This window comes from Stenotrophomonas terrae (assembly GCF_001431465.1).
GTDB classification, from domain to species: Bacteria; Pseudomonadota; Gammaproteobacteria; order Xanthomonadales; family Xanthomonadaceae; genus Stenotrophomonas; species Stenotrophomonas terrae.
On sequence record NZ_LDJJ01000006.1, the window covers coordinates 25,416 to 42,692 of the forward strand.

General features: G+C 63.5%; 12 protein-coding genes. 6 read left to right on the forward strand and 6 right to left on the reverse strand.

Going from position 1 to position 17,277, the window contains the following annotated elements:
- Positions 1-14: 14 nt before the first annotated feature.
- A complete protein-coding gene (locus tag ABB27_RS01950; RefSeq protein ID WP_161809596.1) occupies positions 15-737 on the reverse strand; it encodes a cyclic nucleotide-binding domain-containing protein in 723 nt (240 codons plus the stop codon).
- Positions 738-1,021: 284 nt separating this feature from the next.
- Here ABB27_RS01950 and ABB27_RS01955 point away from each other — a divergent pair, with 284 nt between their 5' ends.
- On the forward strand, positions 1,022-1,912 hold the full coding sequence (locus ABB27_RS01955) for a GGDEF domain-containing protein (protein ID WP_057626549.1): 891 nt from the start codon (positions 1,022-1,024) through the stop codon (positions 1,910-1,912).
- 35 nt (positions 1,913-1,947) lie between these two features.
- On the opposite strand, the gene ABB27_RS19555 is transcribed toward ABB27_RS01955, so the two are convergent.
- A complete protein-coding gene (locus ABB27_RS19555) occupies positions 1,948-2,292 on the reverse strand; it encodes a hypothetical protein (protein WP_152984392.1) in 345 nt (114 codons plus the stop codon).
- Positions 2,293-2,339: 47 nt separating this feature from the next.
- Positions 2,340-3,275 (reverse strand): MBL fold metallo-hydrolase, encoded by a 936-nt coding sequence (locus ABB27_RS01965; protein ID WP_425477468.1) that lies wholly within the window; start codon positions 3,273-3,275, stop codon positions 2,340-2,342.
- Between the two features lie 126 nt (positions 3,276-3,401).
- Between ABB27_RS01965 and ABB27_RS01970 the strand changes: the two genes are divergently transcribed.
- Complete coding sequence (locus ABB27_RS01970) at positions 3,402-5,129, forward strand: serine hydrolase domain-containing protein (protein ID WP_161809597.1); 1,728 nt, start codon at positions 3,402-3,404, stop codon at positions 5,127-5,129.
- A gap of 49 nt (positions 5,130-5,178) precedes the next feature.
- Positions 5,179-6,153, forward strand: coding sequence for a tetratricopeptide repeat protein (locus ABB27_RS01975; RefSeq protein WP_057626552.1), 975 nt, complete (start codon positions 5,179-5,181; stop codon positions 6,151-6,153).
- A gap of 48 nt (positions 6,154-6,201) precedes the next feature.
- Here ABB27_RS01975 and ABB27_RS01980 read toward each other — a convergent pair whose 3' ends face one another.
- Both ABB27_RS01980 and ABB27_RS01985 read right to left on the reverse strand, forming a co-directional pair.
- Entirely contained in the window at positions 6,202-7,242 is a 1,041-nt protein-coding gene (locus tag ABB27_RS01980; RefSeq protein WP_057626553.1) for a S66 peptidase family protein, read from the reverse strand.
- A 220-nt stretch (positions 7,243-7,462) separates the two neighbouring features.
- Positions 7,463-10,990 carry a methylmalonyl-CoA mutase family protein gene (locus tag ABB27_RS01985; RefSeq protein ID WP_057626554.1) on the reverse strand — a complete coding sequence of 1,176 codons (3,528 nt, stop codon included), beginning with the start codon at positions 10,988-10,990 and terminating at the stop codon, positions 7,463-7,465.
- A 304-nt stretch (positions 10,991-11,294) separates the two neighbouring features.
- Between ABB27_RS01985 and ABB27_RS01990 the strand changes: the two genes are divergently transcribed.
- Positions 11,295-12,392, forward strand: a complete 1,098-nt coding sequence (locus ABB27_RS01990) for a Glu/Leu/Phe/Val dehydrogenase dimerization domain-containing protein (protein WP_057626555.1) — start codon at positions 11,295-11,297, stop codon at positions 12,390-12,392.
- 79 nt (positions 12,393-12,471) lie between these two features.
- On the opposite strand, the gene ABB27_RS01995 is transcribed toward ABB27_RS01990, so the two are convergent.
- Positions 12,472-15,324 carry an autotransporter serine protease gene (locus tag ABB27_RS01995; protein ID WP_057626625.1) on the reverse strand — a complete coding sequence of 951 codons (2,853 nt, stop codon included), beginning with the start codon at positions 15,322-15,324 and terminating at the stop codon, positions 12,472-12,474.
- 192 nt (positions 15,325-15,516) lie between these two features.
- Here ABB27_RS01995 and ABB27_RS02000 point away from each other — a divergent pair, with 192 nt between their 5' ends.
- Positions 15,517-16,692 (forward strand): thiolase family protein, encoded by a 1,176-nt coding sequence (locus tag ABB27_RS02000; protein WP_057626556.1) that lies wholly within the window; start codon positions 15,517-15,519, stop codon positions 16,690-16,692.
- A 121-nt stretch (positions 16,693-16,813) separates the two neighbouring features.
- Positions 16,814-17,155 carry a hypothetical protein gene (locus ABB27_RS02005; RefSeq protein ID WP_057626557.1) on the forward strand — a complete coding sequence of 114 codons (342 nt, stop codon included), beginning with the start codon at positions 16,814-16,816 and terminating at the stop codon, positions 17,153-17,155.
- The last annotated feature ends 122 nt before the right edge of the window (positions 17,156-17,277 follow it).

Sequence of the window (17,277 nt, forward strand, 5' to 3'; positions counted from 1 at the left end):
CGCCGGTGGCAAGCTTACTGCAGGCTGGTCTGCACCACCTCAACCCGGATGCCGGCATCGGCCATGGCCTGGTTGGCAGCCGCCAGCTTCAGCCGCATGTCCTTGCGGAAGCACTGGTCGATGGCGTGCTCTATCTCCGGCTCGCGTGCCATCAGCGTGCGCAGCGCATGCCGCTCCAGCGCCAGGTAGCGCGTCGGCTTGGCGGTGACGACCGTTGCCGTGGCCGGCATGTCAGTCAGCACGCTGATCTCGCCGGACAGGGCGCCGGCACCACACCAGCCCACCACCACGTCGTTCACCACCACCGCCACCTCGCCGCTGGCGATGAACAGCATGTGGCTGGCCTGTTCACCGTGCCGTATCAACACCTCCCCTGCGTCAGCCTCGCACCACTGGCCCAGGTCCAGCACCCGCCGCGCCTGCGCCGGCTCGACCAAGGGCAGCACCGCCTCGCGGAAGCGGCGTTCCTCAACGGAAAAATGGCTGATGCGGTTGCGGTAGGCCTGCAATGACAACTGGCCCACATTGACCGCCACGAAGATGACCTCCCAGGTTGCACTGACGTAGTCGGAGATCATCACCGAGTAGGTGATGCTGAGCAGCCCGGACCCTACCGCCAAGCTGCGCAGCCACATCATGCGCGTCATCAGCATCGACAGGATCAACAACAGATAGCTGGCGTGGCCAACCATGCCGTCAAGCGAAAGGGCGGATTGGAAAAAGCTGTTCAGGTCCATGCGCGGAGCATGGGACAAGCCCTGCCCGCCCGCAATCAGCGAGTTCAAGCAGGCCGTACCGGAACCCACAGGCCGCGTGCCCCTGCCAGTGCCCGGCGGTAAATACCCACTATGGCCGTGACCAAGCATGGTCACTGCGGGGTGCCCTGCGGCCCCGCCAATCCGCCCCACCCCGCCTTAGCAGGCTGCAAACATCCGCAATCCAGGGGTGTGGGCCGCCGCCTGACAGACGCTGTAATCTGGACACCGCATAATCCCTGCCCTCGCTTTCGCCACACGCCTTCATGCCTTTCAAGCTGCCACCGCTGGGTGAGGTACTGGATCTGCTGCCCGACGCGGTATGCATGGTTGCGCCCGACGGCGAGCTGCTGTTGGTCAACGCCGCATTCGAAACCATCTTCGGCTACAGCCCCGCCGAAGCAATCGGCAGGCAGATCATGGAGCTGGTGCACCCGGATGATCGCGCCGCCACCGAGCAGTCGGCGCAGGATGCGATGGAAGGCCGGCCGCGTTCAAATTTCCGCAATCGCTATATCCGCAAGGATGGCAGTGTCGTCGACATCCAATGGTCGGCCAAATGGCTGCCCGAGTATGGCATTCGCATCGGGGTTGGCCACGAGGTAACCGCCTTGCGTGGCATCGAGCGCCAGTTGGAGCACCTGGCCAGCCACGACGCGCTCACCGGCCTGCCCAACCGCTACCACCTGCGACGCGAACTGGAAGCCGCGCTGGCGCGCGCGACATGCAGCGCCGAAGGCCTGGCGCTGCTTTATATCGACCTGGACGGTTTCAAGGCCGCCAACGATCGCTATGGGCATGAAGCAGGCGACCGCCTGCTGCGCGATGCAGCCCGGCAACTGCGCGACGGCCTGCGCCAGAACGATCTGATCGCCCGCGTCGGCGGCGACGAATTCGTCGCCGTATTGCCTGCCTGTGCCAGCCGCGACGACGCCTTGACCATTGCTGCCGCCCTGCGTGCACGGCTGGCGCTGCTGGAAAGCCTGGGCAGCGACACGCCGCAGATCGACGCCAGCGTCGGGGTAGCGTGCTTCCCGGCCGACGGCGACGATGTGGACGCGTTGCTGCGCCACGCCGATGCCGCCATGTACGCCGCCAAAGCAAAGAAGCGTCTGGGCGATAGGCCTTCCGATCCGTTCCTGGAGCCCGTGTCTTGATGTAGTTGGCTGCTGCTCGGCAGCCAGTGCCAGCCTCAGTGCTTCACCTCGGCCTGGAAGGTCGAGACCCGATTTCCCATTGCGATGATCTCATCGGCATTCAGCCCGGCAATCCTGTCCTTGATCCTGGCGATGCTAGGGTGCTGCAGCTCAGGATTGCCTGCGACCTCATACGCCGAGTTCACTCCGGCCAGATTGATCTGAAGCATGGCCACCAGCAGTTGCTGCTGCTTCTCTCGGCTGACCGATTCCGTCATCCGTTTCCAACTGGATTTCGCGGATGCATCCGACGAGGCGTCCAAACGAATGGACTCCCCGGCCTGGACGCCAGCCACGGCCAGAAATCCAATCAGAAATACCGCTAAAGAACATGTTTTCACGGGATGCACCTCAAGGTCTGGCGACCGAGCCTAGCCACATTAAACCACTACTTCCACGGCATTTCGCCCTTGGCTACCTTCGCGCTGAGTTGCAAGGATGCCTCCCCTTCAAGTCCCGGATAACGCTGCTGCATGGCGGAGATCAAGGCCTTGGAATCCTTGGCCTTTGCGCTTTCTTCATCAAAAGCCCGGATGTAGCCGGCGGTGAAATTCACCGCATCCAGATCCTGCGCCGCGCCATCGGCGTAGTGGCCGGGGATCACCCGCGCCGGGGCAAGATCCTTGATCTGCTGCAGGGCCGCCAGCCATGCCTGATGCGATTGCGGTGTCTGCGTGTCGGCCATGAATACATGCGAGCCGGCATCCACCAGCACCCCGCCCATCACCGTCCTGATCGAGGGTACCCACAACGCGGTACGTTCGGGGCTGGCACCGGCCAGGCCAATAACCTTCAGCGCCTGCCCTTCCAACTGCAGTGTGTCGCCCTGCAGCGGCGACGGCACCAGCAGCTGCTTGGGCGCGTTGGCGCCCAGCTGCGGCCCCCAGATTTTGAGCTTGTCATCCTTGCTGGCCTGGATATGCGCGATGGTCTGCGGCGTGGCCAGGATCTGCGCATCGGGGAACGCCGCGTGCAGCGTCTCCAGCCCGAAATAGAAATCGGGATCGCCGTGACTGATGTAGATCGTGGTCAGCTTCTTGCCGGAGGCCTTGATCATCTCCACCAGCTTGGCCGCATCGGCAGTGGAAAACTGCGCATCCACCAGCACCGCATCACGCGCACCGGTCAGCAGCTCGGAGGACACCGCGAAGATGCCGCTTTGGCCAGGGTTGAATACAGCCACCTGCAAGGGCTGCTGTGTACCGTCGCGTGTAGCCGGCGTGGCCGCTGCTGGCGCTGCCGTTACCGCGCCTGCCGCAGGTTGCGTCGCCGCGTCCTGCTTCGCGCACGCGGACAATGCAGCCAACACTGCAGCAGCGCCCAGCACGTGGCGTATCGACATCTTGCGTGTATCCATCATCACTCTCCGTTCGCCCTTGCTGGGGCACGACACCATGCGAGATTGCCGGTGGGCGGAGTCGCAGTACCACCGCTGCCAGCAACGATGCCAATGCTGACCATGGCGTCGTTATCGGCATGTAAAACACGCCATTTCTTACTCAGCCGTACCCGGCACACGGTGCCGGCAGCCAGCACTGCATGCAAGACACAGTTCAAACCCGGGCAAAGTACCAGCACCCGCAAGCGCACGCTAAGCTGCCCGGACCTGCCCCTGGCCCGGATGCGAATACCCATGAGCCGCAAGTTCAAGCAAGGCATTTCCCATATCCGATGGTCGTTGCTGGTAATACTGGCGACCGGTTTCATCGGCCCCGTTCTCGCCTCCGATCCGCGCCAGGAAATCGACGATGCCTTGACGCACGGCCTGCGCCCTGCGGTGTTGCCTCTGCAAGCCCCGCTCCCTCACTGGTCACTTGCAGAACGCATGGCACAGCACAGCGTTCCGGGTACGTCGGTGGCTGTGATCCGTGATGGCAAGCTCGTCTATGCGCGTGGCTTCGGCACACGCCAGGCGGGCAGCAACGACCCGGTGGATGCGGACACCTTGTTCTCGGTGGGCTCGGTAAGCAAGGTCGTCACCGCCGCGGTCACCTTGCGCGAGGTCGCCGACGGCAAGCTTAACCTGGACCGCAGCGTCAACGGCTATCTGCACTCCTGGAAGATCCCCGCCGGCGCCGGCGTCGATCCGGACACAATCAGCCTGCGGATGTTGATGTCGCATACCGCAGGCTTGGGCGTGTGGGGCTTTGAGGACTACCAACCCGGCGAAACACTGCCTACCCTGCTGCAGACATTGAACGGCGAATCGCCGGCAAAGAACGCAGCGGTACGCATCCAGTTTCCTCCGGGCAGCCGCATGCTGTATTCCGGTGGCGGCGTCACCATCGAGCAACTGCTGCTGCAGGACACCAGCGGCAAATCGTTCGCGCAACTGGCGGACGAACGCGTGTTTTCCCCGGTCGGCATGTCACGCAGCACCTTCATCAACCCGCTTCCCGCCGACACCCGCAATGTTGCCCATGCACACGACAAAAAGGGCCAAGCCACAGCCCTGCCCAGGGGCTGGGAAAGTTTTCCGGAGCAGGCTGCCTCCGGCCTTTGGACCAGTGCCAACGACCTGGGGCATTTCGTCGCGGCATTGCTCAGCGCCTATCGTGGCCAAGGCCCGTTTCTTCCCCAGTCCTTGGCCATTGCGATGATGACCGAGGTGGCACCCAGCCAACACGGGCTTGGCCCACGTCTGGAGGGCGAAGGCAGGTCCCGCGTGTTCCACCATGGCGGCAGCAATGACAGTTATCGCGCCTGGATCGAGGGCTACCCCGCCAGCGGCGACGGCTTCGTAATCCTCACCAATGGTGCCAATGGCGCCAGGCTGGCGGCGGAGCTGCGCAATGCATTGACCGACCTCAGCGGCGACAACCAGGTCCTGCGCACCATAGAGCTGCCGACCACAACCTTGGCCGATTTCGAAGGTGACTATCTACTGACCCCCGACCTGCCGGGCAGCGTCACCGGCAGCATGACCGGCTACTTCGACCACGATCGGTTCCGGGTGGCAGTGGCTGACGACACGCTCGTCGTGTCGCAGGCTGACGACAATCCACGCCGCTTGCAGCCGCTGACACCTACCCGCTTCGTCAACCCTGCTGGTGATGCCTCGCAACCGCGGTTCGAGTTCCTGCGCGGCGCAGACGGAAAGGTGCAGGGCCTGCGTGTGCAACGGGACGGCGGCCAACTGCACTTCCACAAGCTGCAAGGCAGTCCAAGCCAGCCCTGAGAAGCGCAGCACGTGCCATCATTCCGGCACCCTGTTGGAACTGCCGGTAATGAGCACCGAACACGAAGATCTGGAGCGCATCCACAACCATGCCTACGCAGCGGTGGACGATGGCCAACTCAACGATGCCACCTGCGCTTTCGACATATTGCTGCAGCACCATCCGGACAACCCGTTCTATCACTACATGCGCGGGCTGGCCTTGAAGTACCAGATGGACTGGGCCGGATCGCTGCGGGACAACCTGCGCGCCATCGAACTGTCCGACGAATTCGACCAGGCCCAGCATTGGAACGCGGCCATTGCCGCCACCGGTCTGGGCCAGTGGGCGACCGTGCGCGAGCTATGGGCCGCCTGCGACATTCCCCTTCCAGAAGGTGACGGCCCCATCGATGGTGACTTCGGCGTGGCGGTTGTGCGCCTGAACCCATGGAGCACCGGCGAGACGGTTTTCATGCGCCGCATCGATCCGGTGCGCGCACGCATCCTCAATGTGCCACTGCCGGAAAGCGGCCACCGTTTCGGTGACATCGTGCTGCACGACGGCGCTGCCACCGGCTCACGCTTTGATGGCGAGCGCGAGGTGCATGTGTTCAACGAACTGGAGCGGCTGCTGCCGTCCGAGTTCCAGACCTTCGTGGTGTTCGTGCGAGCGCCCAGCCGCGAGGATATCGACGCACTACTGCGCGCGAGTGCGCCTGGCATCGGCTATGCCGAGGACTGGACCCAGAGCATCCGCCACTATTGCCTGCGCTGCAGCTACGGCGCGCCACACAATCATGCGCAGGTGCAGGATGAGAACCCGCAGTGGCAGACCGAGCGCAACCTCGGCATTGCCGCACAGAGCCACCTGTCGGTCGAGAAACTGTTGAAAGACTGGGTAGCCGGCCACCCGGACCGCCACCTGGATACGATTGAAACCCGCGAATGTGCACCTCTGGTACGCGAAGACGGCCATGCCTGGTGGCTGTCGCCAGAGGCCGAAGACGAGGCTGAGGACGCGCAGGGCGACGAAGAGGAATAAGCCGGGAGATTGGCGACGTGACGGCAGCCCGTCACGTCACTGCCGGCGTCACGCGCCGCTGAGTACCGGCTGCAACAACCGGAACGTCCCTGCATCGGCGTCCATCTCGACCTTGCCGCCGACCGGCACGATGAACTGCTCCTTGATGTGGCCGATCATCGCCCCGCGATAGGCCGGGATCTTCAACGGCAGGATGTAGTCGTCGAAGATCTGGTCCAGGGTCAACGACCCATAACCATCGCCCGGCGAGCAGTCGGTGCACTCACCGAAAATGAAACCGGCGATCTTGTCCAGTGCGCCCATCAGCTTCAAGGTGCTGAACATGCGGTCGATGCGGTAAGGCGCCTCGGCCACGTCTTCCAGGAACAGGATCTTGCCGCTGAAATCCGGTAGGTACGGCGAACCTGCCAGCGCAGTGAGCACGGTCAGGTTGCCGCCGATCAACTCACCTTGCGCCCTGCCGCCACGGATGGTCAGCGTGCGGTTGTCACGCGGCACCAATTCGTCGTCACTTTCGCTGCGGTTCTGGTACTGCATCAGCTCGCGCTTGAAGAACAGCTGATCAAACTGATCGACGTTGAAACGATTCCAGCTGCCCGCGCCGATCTGCCCATGGAAGGTGACCAGCCCGGTCTTGGCCTGGATGGCGCAATGCAGAGCGGTGATGTCCGAGTAACCCAGCAGCACCTTGGGATTGGCGCGGATGCGATCGTAGTCGAGCAGCGGCAGCAAGCGCGCCGCGCCGGAACCACCGCGTACACAGATGATGGCCTTGACCTGTTTGTCGCCGAACATGGCATTGAGGTCGCCAGCACGTTCGGCGTCGGTGCCGGCCAGATGACCATGGCGGGCGTCGTAGTGGGCACCGGTCTTGACCACGAAGCCCAGCGCTTCCATCGCCTCGCGTGCCAGCTGCAGACTGAGCCGCTCACTGCTGGCCGAGGACGGACTCACAAGGCCAACCGTATCGCCCTTGTTGAGTCCCGCGGCAAGCAGTTGCCCGTGGGTGGCGGCAATTGCGCCCTGCATGCCGATCAGGGGCAATGCAGCCGCCACTGCCGCCCCACCGATGAAACGCCGTCTATCCATGTTGTTGCCTGTAACCGGGATGTTGGCCCAAGAGTAACAGCGGCCGACGGTAGAGCCGAGCCATGCTCGGCGGGGGCTTTACCGGGAAGGCCTCTGCCGAGCATGGCTCGGCACTACAGGTGGAGCGCTGCATGGTTTCTGGGTAGAGCCGAGCCATGCTCGGCTGGGCTCTACTGGGAAGGCCTCTGCCGAGCATGGCTCGGCACTACAGGTGGGGCGCTTACATATTGCGGCGGTACTCGCCGCCTACGTCGTATAGCGCGTGGCTGATCTGGCCGAGGCTGTGGGTTTTCACTGCTTCGATCAGGGCTTCGAACACGTTGCGGCGGTCGCGTGCGGTCTTCTGCAGGTAGGCCAGGCCGTGGCCGTCGTGCGCTTCCCCGTTTGCGGCCAGGCCTTCAACCTCGTGCGAATGCGAGGTTTCGCCGGCCGGCGCCAGCGCATTGCGATTGCGCTGCCAGCTGTGCACGTTCTCGATCTGCTGGCCCTTCTCTTCCTCGGTCGAGCGGATCAGCTCGATCTCGGTCGCCACTTCACCGGCATGCTCCTTGGGCAGGAACATGTTGACGCCGACCAGCGGCAGGCTGCCGTCGTGCTTCTTGTGCTCGTAGTACAGCGATTCTTCCTGGATCTTGCCGCGCTGGTACATGGTATCCATCGCACCCAGCACGCCACCGCGCTCGCTGATCGCCTCGAACTCCTTGTACACCGCCTCCTCGACGATGTCGGTGAGCTTGTCGACGATGAAGCTGCCCTGCCACGGGTTCTCGCAGAAGTTCAGCCCCAACTCCTTGTTGATGATCATCTGGATCGCCACCGCGCGACGCACACTCTCCTCGGTCGGCGTGGTGATCGCCTCATCGTAGGCGTTGGTATGCAGGCTGTTGCAGTTGTCAAACAAGGCATACAACGCCTGCAGCGTGGTGCGGATGTCGTTGAACTGGATCTCCTGCGCGTGCAGCGAGCGGCCCGAGGTCTGGATGTGGTACTTCATCATCTGGCTGCGCTCGTTGGCGCCGTAGCGCTCACGCATCGCACGCGCCCAGATGCGGCGGGCTACGCGGCCGATCACCGTGTACTCCGGATCCATGCCGTTGGAGAAGAAGAACGACAGGTTGGGCGCGAAGTCATCGATCTTCATGCCACGCGCCAGGTAGTACTCGACGATGGTGAAGCCATTGGACAGGGTGAAGGCCAACTGGCTGATCGGGTTCGCACCGGCCTCGGCGATGTGATAGCCGGAGATCGACACCGAGTAGAAATTGCGCACCTTGTGGTCGACGAAATACTGCTGGATGTCGCCCATCATCCGCAGCGCGAACTCGGTGGAGAAGATGCAGGTGTTCTGCGCCTGGTCTTCCTTGAGGATGTCGGCCTGCACGGTGCCGCGCACGGTGGACAGCGTCTCAGCCTTGATCCGGGCATAGGTATCGGCATCCACCAACTGGTCGCCGGTCACGCCGAGCAGGGCCAGGCCCAGTCCATTGTTGGTCGGTGGCAGTTCGCCGTGGTACTGCGGGCGGCCGCGGCCTTCAAAGAGCTTGGCGATCTTCGCTTCCGCCTCGGCCCAGCGCGCGGGGTCTTCCTGCAGGTATTTCTCGATCTGCTGGTCAACGGCGGTGTTCATGAACATCGCCAGGATCATCGGCGCCGGGCCATTGATGGTCATCGACACCGAGGTGGTCGGCGCGCACAGGTCGAAGCCGGAATACAGCTTCTTCATGTCGTCCAGCGTGGGGATGTTGACGCCGGAATTGCCGATCTTGCCGTAGATGTCCGGTCGCGGTGCCGGGTCTTCGCCGTAGAGAGTCACGCTGTCGAACGCGGTGGACAGGCGCGCGGCCGGCTGGCCCACGCTCAGGTAATGGAAGCGGCGGTTGGTGCGCTCGGGCGTGCCTTCACCGGCAAACATGCGGATCGGGTCTTCGCCGCTGCGACGATACGGATAGACGCCGCCGGTATACGGGTAGGAGCCCGGCAGGTTTTCCTTCTGCAGGAACACCAGCAACTCGCCCCAGCTGCGGTAGGTGGGCGCGGCGATCTTTGGGATCTGCTGGTGGCTGAGCGATTCGCGGTAGTTCTCGACGCGGATGGTCTTGCCGCGCACCTGGTACTCATTGACCGGCTCGGTGATCGACTTCAGACGCGCCGGCCACTCGCGCAGCAGGCGCAGCGCTTCGGAATCCAGTGACTGCACGGCATCGTTGTAGCGTTGGCGCAGGATCAACAGCGAGCGATCAACCTGAGCCCCTCTCCCGGCGGGAGAGGGGAGCAAAGCATCGCCTGCATACAGATCCAATGCATTCGGCAACGCTGCATCGTCCAGCTCCTTCAAGGCCTGCCACAGCCCCTGCGCGCGCTCGGCAACCTCGGCCTGCGATTCAATGCGGGCATTGATGCCCCTGCCCTGCTCGGCGATCTCGGCCAGGTAGCGCACGCGGCTGCCCGGTATCAATACCGTGGCGCGCGGCTCTTTCAGCGTTGTATCGATCTGCGGCGCGAGTTCGGCCTTGGTCCTGGCGCTCAGCAGACGGCACAGGTTGGCGAACATCCAGCTGATACCCGGATCATTGAACTGGCTGGCGATGGTCGGATAGACCGGCACATCTTCGTCCTTCATGGTGAAGGCGACGCGGTTGCGCTTCCACTGCTTGCGCACGTCGCGTAGTGCGTCTTCGGCGCCACGCTTGTCGAACTTGTTCAGCACCACCAGCTCGGCGTAATCGAGCATGTCGATCTTTTCCAGCTGGCTGGGCGCGCCGAAATCGCTGGTCATCACGTACATCGGGAAGTCGACCAGGTCGACGATCTCCGAGTCACTCTGGCCAATACCGGCGGTCTCGACGATCACCAGATCGAAGTGCAGCGACTTGAGGAAACCAATACAGTCGCGCAGCACCGTATTGATCGCCGCATGCTGGCGGCGGGTCGCCATCGAGCGCATGTACACGCGCTTGGAACGCAGCGAGTTCATGCGGATGCGGTCGCCCAGCAAGGCACCGCCGGTACGGCGGCGGGTCGGGTCCACCGAGATCACCGCAATACGCATCTGCGGGAAGCTGGCCAGGAAGCGATTGAGCAGCTCATCGGTCACCGAAGATTTGCCCGCACCACCGGTGCCGGTGATACCGATCACCGGAGTGGCGCCTGCGGCCAACTGCCACTGCTTGCGCAGATGGCCTAGCCCGACTTCGGAATGGCCACCATCTTCCAACTCCGACAACACCCGGCCGATACCGATTTCATCCTCGATCGACGGCGTTTCGATCTCATCGTGGTGTGCAGCCGCTTCGCGTGCCTTGCCGGCGCGCGCCACCACATCCTCGATCATCTCCACCAGTCCCATCTTCATGCCGTCGTTGGGGTGGTAGATACGCTCCACGCCGTAGGCCTGCAGCTCGCGGATCTCTTCCGGGGTGATGGTGCCGCCACCGCCGCCGAATACCTTGATATGGCCTGCGCCCTTTTCACGCAGCATGTCGACCATGTACTTGAAGTACTCCACATGCCCGCCCTGGTAGGACGACAGCGCGATGGCATCGGCGTCTTCCTGCAGGGCGGCGCGCACCACGTCTTCCACGCTGCGGTTGTGCCCGAGGTGGATCACCTCCGCACCCTGCGCCTGGATCAGGCGGCGCATGATGTTGATGGCCGCGTCGTGGCCATCGAACAGGCTGGCGGCGGTGACAAAGCGCAGCGGGGTGGTTTCAGGCTGCGTCTGCGGGAGCTGGGAGGCGGGGGTACTCATGGGCCGTGCAACATCCGGTTTCTATTGCAACCGATGATAGAACCGCTGGCCCTGCAGGTCAGGTTGCAGCGCAGCGTGACCTTTTGCAGGTTTACGCTCCCGATGGGCACACGTGACGCCAACTCCCGCAACACCGGGTGCCAGCGAGGGTAGCCAAACCTGAACATTCCCCCAGCGCGAATGGATTAGAATGCCCCATCCGCGACCCGTCACTACCCCGACGAAGTCGCATTTTTTGTTTTCCGGCCAGCCATTTTGGCCACACGATCACTGACGTTGTGGCAAGCACGCCATCGGAGCCCGCATGTTGTTCGAAACCCTCGAGACCTCCGGCCATGAGCAGGTTCTGTTCTGCCAGAACCGCGATGCCGGCCTGAAGGCAATCATCGCCATCCACAACACCACCCTGGGCCCGGCCCTGGGCGGCGTGCGCATGCGCCCCTATGCCAACACCGACGATGCGCTGCGCGACGTGCTGCGCCTGAGCCGCACCATGACCTACAAGAACGCCCTGGCCGGGCTGAATGTGGGTGGCGGCAAGGCGGTGATCATCGGCGACCCCAGGACCGCCAAGAGCGAAGTGCTGTTCCGCGCCTTCGGCCGCCAGGTCGAAGCGCTGGCGGGCCGTTACATCACCGCCGAAGACGTGGGCACCGACGTCAACGACATGGAAAACATCTACCTGGAAACCGGCTTCGTCACCGGCGTACACCAGGTCCATGGCGGCTCCGGCGACCCGGCCCCCTTCACCGCCTATGGCGCGTTGCAGGCGCTGATGGCCTCGGTCAAGCGCAAGTTTGGTCATGAGGAAATCGGCAAGCTCAGCATTGCCGTGCAGGGACTGGGCCATATCGGCATGGAGCTGGTGAAGCTGCTGCGCGAACGTGGCGCCAAACTCTATGTCACCGATCTGGACCCGGTACTGGTGCAGAAGGCCGTCGCTGAATACGGTTGCGAGGCGGTCAAGCCCGACGCCATCTACGACGTGGCTGCCGACGTGTTCGCGCCCTGCGCGATGGAAGGCGCCATCGACATGGCCACCCTCGAGCGGCTCAAGGCCAAGGTCATCTGCGGCACCGCCAACAACCAGCTGGCCAGCCATGCGGTCGGCGATGAGCTGTACAAGCGCGGCGTGCTGTGGGCCCCGGACTATGCGGTCAATGCCGGCGGGGTGATGAACGTGTCGCTGGAGATCGACGGCTACAACCGCGAGCGCGCCATGCGCCTGATCCGCAGCATTTACCACAACCTCGGCAAGATCTTCGACCAGTCCGAACGCGATGAAATTTCACCACAGCGTGCGGCCGATCGCATCGCCGAAAACCGGCTCGAAGCCATTGGCAAACTGAAGATGCCGATGGGCCGTGCAGTGCCGCGCATGAACCGCCTGCGCGGCGAATAAGCAGCAGGGTTAAAACACAGAAGGCGGGCGATCATCTCGCCCGCCTTCTGCTATTTCAGCCTGGCAAAGGCCGCGCCGATCAGAACGCCTGCTGCAGCCGCAGCGACACCTGACGGTTGTCACCGCGCGGACCGAAACGCTGGTCATAACCCAGCGACAGCCGCGTATTACGGGCCAGCCACGACTCCACAGATAGCCCGAACAGGCCGCCAGCGCGTGCAGGCTGCAGGCCGGCAATTGGCGCCCAGGCATCCACACCGACGAAACTGGCATCAAGACTCAGGCCATTGCCGCCCAGCGCCTGCTGCCATTCGGCATAGCCGTTGAACGCCACCTGCTTCCACAGGTACTGGCCACGCAGGCCCGCCAAGGCCTGCACACGGCTGCTACTCCAATCATCGGCGCGCAGGCCAAAACCGTAGCCGCCCTGTTCATTGAAGGCACCACCATCGATACGCGTGTAATCGGCGCCCAGATACGGAGTGAGCTGGGCCGAACCACGCCCCAGCCGATAACCGGCCTCCACACTGCTGGACAGGAAATTGCCGCTGTAACGGGCATGCACGCCCGCACGCTCGGCGCCCAGCAGCAAACCACGATCCAGCTCACGCTGGTACTGGCCAAACCCGGCCTGGCCCAACACATAGACATCGCCGCGCTGCCAGCCTGCATACAACTGCGACTGGGTCTGGCGGTCGCGACCGCGATCCTGGCTTACCCCGCCGTTGCCATTGGCCCGGGTTTCACCGAACGCAAAGCCCAGCACGGCATTGCCGGACAGCGCAGCTTCGCCGCCCATCATCCAGCCGGCAACACTGTAGTCGCTACCCAGGTAACCGCCCTGGCCGCCTCCGCCCAGGTTGCGCATCCACACACCACTGGCCGCTGCGCGGCTGCCGCCTTCGGCAAACTGGCTGGACAGCGCGCGACGGCTCATGTCGATGCTGTCAAAGGTCATTGCCGTGGCCGTGGCATGGGCCTGCCCGCTCAGGCTTTCCAGACTCTGTGCCAGGCCGGAAAAACCACCGCCCACACTTTGCACGGAGCCCGCCGCCGCGCCGAATGCGGTGGCCTGCAGAACCGTATCGCTATCCAGTAGTTCGAAGGCGTGCTCCACCCGCTGCGCCGCCGACATCGCGCGCAGCCCGACGCCAGCGCTGCTCGCCATCGCGGTGACACTCACCTGGTCCAGCTGCAGCCAGGCGTTATTGGCGTCGTAGCCATATTTGACATCCAGCAGGGTCACGCCAGTGTCACCTGTTGATGGCGTAGCGAATTGCCCGCTAACTCCACCGCCTGCATGCAGCAGGTCCTGGCGACGGCCATTCTGCGGCACATAGCCATTGACCGCACCACTGACCGTCACCCCGCCGTCCAGGCTGGCGGTGCCGGTCACCTGCAGGGCATTGGAGCCCAAGGCCACCATCAGCTGCGCGCCGGAGCGCTGCAGGTAGTTGCCCTCAATGGTTGCCGAGCCCACATTGCTGAGCACGATCACGCTGGCGCCATTGTCCACGTTGCCGACCACCCGTGTGCTGCCGCCCATGAACTGCAACGCGGCAGCGCTGGGATTGGACTGCGCATCGATGGTGACGTTGGAACGGATCGAGCCGCCGTCCTGCAAGGCCAGCGTGCCCCGCTGGATGCGGGTAGCGCCGGCATAGGTGTTGGCGGCCGACAAAGCCAATGAGCCGCTGCCACTTTTCACCAGGCCACCGGCGCCACTGATCGGATTGCTCCAGACAGAATCCAGCCCGGTCTTGTTCACATCGACCTTGATGTCGCCCCAATCCGCCTTGCCCGGCCCCTTCACCGCCTTGCCCACATTGAGCAGGCCATAGCCGAACACCGCATCCGGGCCAGCCTCACCCAGGTCGGTGGCCGTACCCAGCAGGGTCTGCCGAACCAGGTCGTTGTTGAAATAGGGGAAGGCCTGCCACACCAGTGCCGCCGCGCCCGACACCAGCGGCGCCGCATACGAGGTGCCGCTGCCGTAGAAGTAGGCCAGATTGTTGGCAGTGCTGTCATGGCCGATGAACATCGATGTACCCGGCGCCACCAGACAGTAATTCTTGGCCACACCGCAGGCGTTGGAGTAATACGCCAAAGCAGTTGGATTGGCTGTATCCAGTGCCGCCACCGCCAACCAGCCGCGCTCCAGGTCTGCCGCCGGGTAGGTGCTACTGCCGCCTACCTTGCTCGGCAGCGCCGCCATGTCGGATGGATTGGCCTTGGACTCATTGCCGGTGGCAAACACCACCAGGCCGTCATTGTCCCTGATGAAGGGGCGGTACTCGTTGGCGATCTCGGCCGTTACGTTTGGCCGGGTCCAGTACAGGCCGCCCCAGGAGTTGTTCATGATGCGCATGCCGTCGCCGATCAGGTCAGCATGGATGGGCGCCAGGCCCAGTGCGCCGGTCACCTCATTGCCATTGCCGGAACCGTCGTCGGTGGGCTCCTTGTCAGCGATGATGCGCGCCGACAGGATCTGCGCCCCCGGTGCAACGCCACCTGGCCATTGCCCGGTAGGTGCACCTGCAGCCAGCTGCGCCACCGTGGTGCCGTGGCCAACCACGTCATCCACCGACAGGTTGTTCTCGGTCGGGTTGATGTAGTTGCGGTTGACCAGCACCCGACCCGCCAGCGCCGGATGGTTGCGCATCACCCCCGAATCGATCACGCCGATGGGGTAGCCAGCGCCGGTCAGGCCCATGGCGTGGGCCGCCTGGGTATTGGTCAACGCGAGGTGGGCATCAAACGCCGGCTGCGGCGTCACCGGTGGGGTGACAGGCGGTGTCGTGGTCGGCGGCGGGGTCACCGGTGGTGTCACCGGCGGCGGATCGGATTTGGGTCCACTGCCACTACCGCAGGCAGCCAAGGCCAGCGCCAGGGAACTGGCCAATACACCGCGCGCCAAGCTACTGCTTTCCATTGCACTGCTCATTACTTTCCCCTCCGTCCTGTGGATGATTCGCCAATTCAGGTATTACCTGAGCTCGGTAGCGCTCCGGCTACCTTCTATACTGCAACGACAATCCCCTGTCTGTGGGGATGTGCCGTTGGTCCAATATGCCCGGCCCCGCGGACGTTCGATAATTGCCGCAAGGTATAACCGAGATTGCTCATGTCTGACATCGTCATCGCCGCCGCCAAGCGTACCGCCATTGGCTCCTTCCTTGGCCAGTTCAACGGCGTCCCCACCCCGACCCTCGGTGCAGCCGCGATCAGCGCGGCCATGCAGCAGTCCGGCATTGCTGCCAGTGACGTGTCCGAAGTGATCATGGGCTGCGTGCTGCCCGCCAACCTCGGCCAGGCACCGGCCCGCCAGGCCGCATTGGCCGCCGGCCTGCCGACCAGCACCGGCGCCACCACCCTCAACAAGGTGTGCGGCTCGGGCATGAAAGCCATCATGCTGGGCCACGACCTGATCAAGGCCGGCTCGGCCAGCATCGTGGTCGCCGGCGGCATGGAATCCATGTCCAACGCACCACACATGCTGCCCAACTCGCGCACCGGCAACCGCTACGGCAATTTCCAGGCGGTGGACCACATGGCCTGGGACGGCCTGACCAACCCCTACGACGGCCAGGCCATGGGCGTGTTTGCCGAGGCCACCGTGGCCAAGTACGGTTTCACCCGCGAAGAACAGGACGCCTACGCCATCGAGTCGGTCACCCGCGCCCAGGCCGCCGTGGCCAATGGTGCATTTGCCGATGAAATCGTTGCGGTCAAGGTTGCCACCCGCAAGGGTGAAGTGGAGTTCAACCAGGACGAACAGCCGGGCAAGTCGGACATCAGCAAGATCCCGACCCTGCGTCCGGCGTTCAAGAAGGACGGCAGCGTTACCGCCGCCAGTTCCTCCAGCATTTCCGATGGCGCCGCCGCGCTGGTGCTGCTGTCTGCCGACGATGCCGCCAAGCGCGGCGTGCAGCCGCTGGCACGCATCGCCGCGCATGCCACCTTCTCGCAGGAACCGGAGTGGTTCACCACCGCGCCGATCGGCGCGATCACCAAGGTGCTGGAAAAGGCCGGCTGGAACATCGGCGCTGTTGATCTGTTCGAAATCAACGAAGCATTCGCTGTCGTCGCCATGGCACCGATCCGCGAACTGGGCATCCCGCATGCCAAGATCAACGTCAATGGCGGTGCCTGTGCATTGGGTCATCCGATCGGCGCTTCGGGTGCCCGCTTGGTGGTTACGCTGGTAAATGCATTGCGCACACGCGGCCTCAAGCGTGGCATTGCATCCCTCTGCATCGGCGGCGGCGAAGCAACCGCTATCGCCATTGAATTGATTTGATTGAAAAATTTCAGATTTTTTCAAACCTGAATGCGGGACCGCTTGACAGTCAAAATGGGCTTGTCATCATGTTCCCGGCGCGCAATGGCGCGTTGCCTAATTTCACGACGAGGATTCACAAATGAGCATCAACAAGCTGCTGATCGCGATGACCCTGGGTCTGGCCCTGACCGCCTGCTCGAAGCAGGAACAGGCTGCTGACGCTGCCGCTGACGCCAACCAGGCTGCTTCGGAAGCCCAGGTCGCTGCTGACCAGGCCGCTACCGCCGGCGCTGCTACCGCCGACGCTGCCCAGGCTGCTGCTGACACCGCCGCTACCGCTGCTGACGCCGCTGGCGAAGCTGCTGGCGCCGCTGCTGCTGCCACCACCGACGCTGCTGCTGGCGCCGCTGCTGACGCTGCCAAGGCTGCTGAAGACGTTGCTGGCCAGGCCAAGGACGCTGCTGAAGAAGCCAAGAAGTAATAACTTCTGCTTCCAAGCTAGTCTTGAAAAGCCGCTGGTTCGCCAGCGGCTTTTTTTATTGCCGATTGCCTTGCTGCACTACCGGCACATGCGTTGGCTGCCTTAACCAAGTCCCTCCAACA

Excerpts from the sequence above, each read along its gene's own strand:
- ABB27_RS01995 (WP_057626625.1), bottom strand. The coding sequence starts at position 15,324 with ATGGAAAGCAGTAGCTTGGCGCGCGGTGTATTGGCCAGTTCCCTGGCG.
- ABB27_RS01950 (WP_161809596.1), bottom strand. The coding sequence starts at position 737 with ATGGACCTGAACAGCTTTTTCCAATCCGCCCTTTCGCTTGACGGCATG.
- ABB27_RS01970 (WP_161809597.1), top strand. The coding sequence starts at position 3,402 with ATGCTGACCATGGCGTCGTTATCGGCATGTAAAACACGCCATTTCTTA.
- ABB27_RS01980 (WP_057626553.1), bottom strand. The coding sequence starts at position 7,242 with ATGGATAGACGGCGTTTCATCGGTGGGGCGGCAGTGGCGGCTGCATTG.
- ABB27_RS02005 (WP_057626557.1), top strand. The coding sequence starts at position 16,814 with ATGAGCATCAACAAGCTGCTGATCGCGATGACCCTGGGTCTGGCCCTG.
- ABB27_RS01975 (WP_057626552.1), top strand. The coding sequence starts at position 5,179 with ATGAGCACCGAACACGAAGATCTGGAGCGCATCCACAACCATGCCTAC.
- ABB27_RS01985 (WP_057626554.1), bottom strand. The coding sequence starts at position 10,990 with ATGAGTACCCCCGCCTCCCAGCTCCCGCAGACGCAGCCTGAAACCACC.
- ABB27_RS02000 (WP_057626556.1), top strand. The coding sequence starts at position 15,517 with ATGTCTGACATCGTCATCGCCGCCGCCAAGCGTACCGCCATTGGCTCC.
- ABB27_RS01955 (WP_057626549.1), top strand. The coding sequence starts at position 1,022 with ATGCCTTTCAAGCTGCCACCGCTGGGTGAGGTACTGGATCTGCTGCCC.
- ABB27_RS01990 (WP_057626555.1), top strand. The coding sequence starts at position 11,295 with ATGTTGTTCGAAACCCTCGAGACCTCCGGCCATGAGCAGGTTCTGTTC.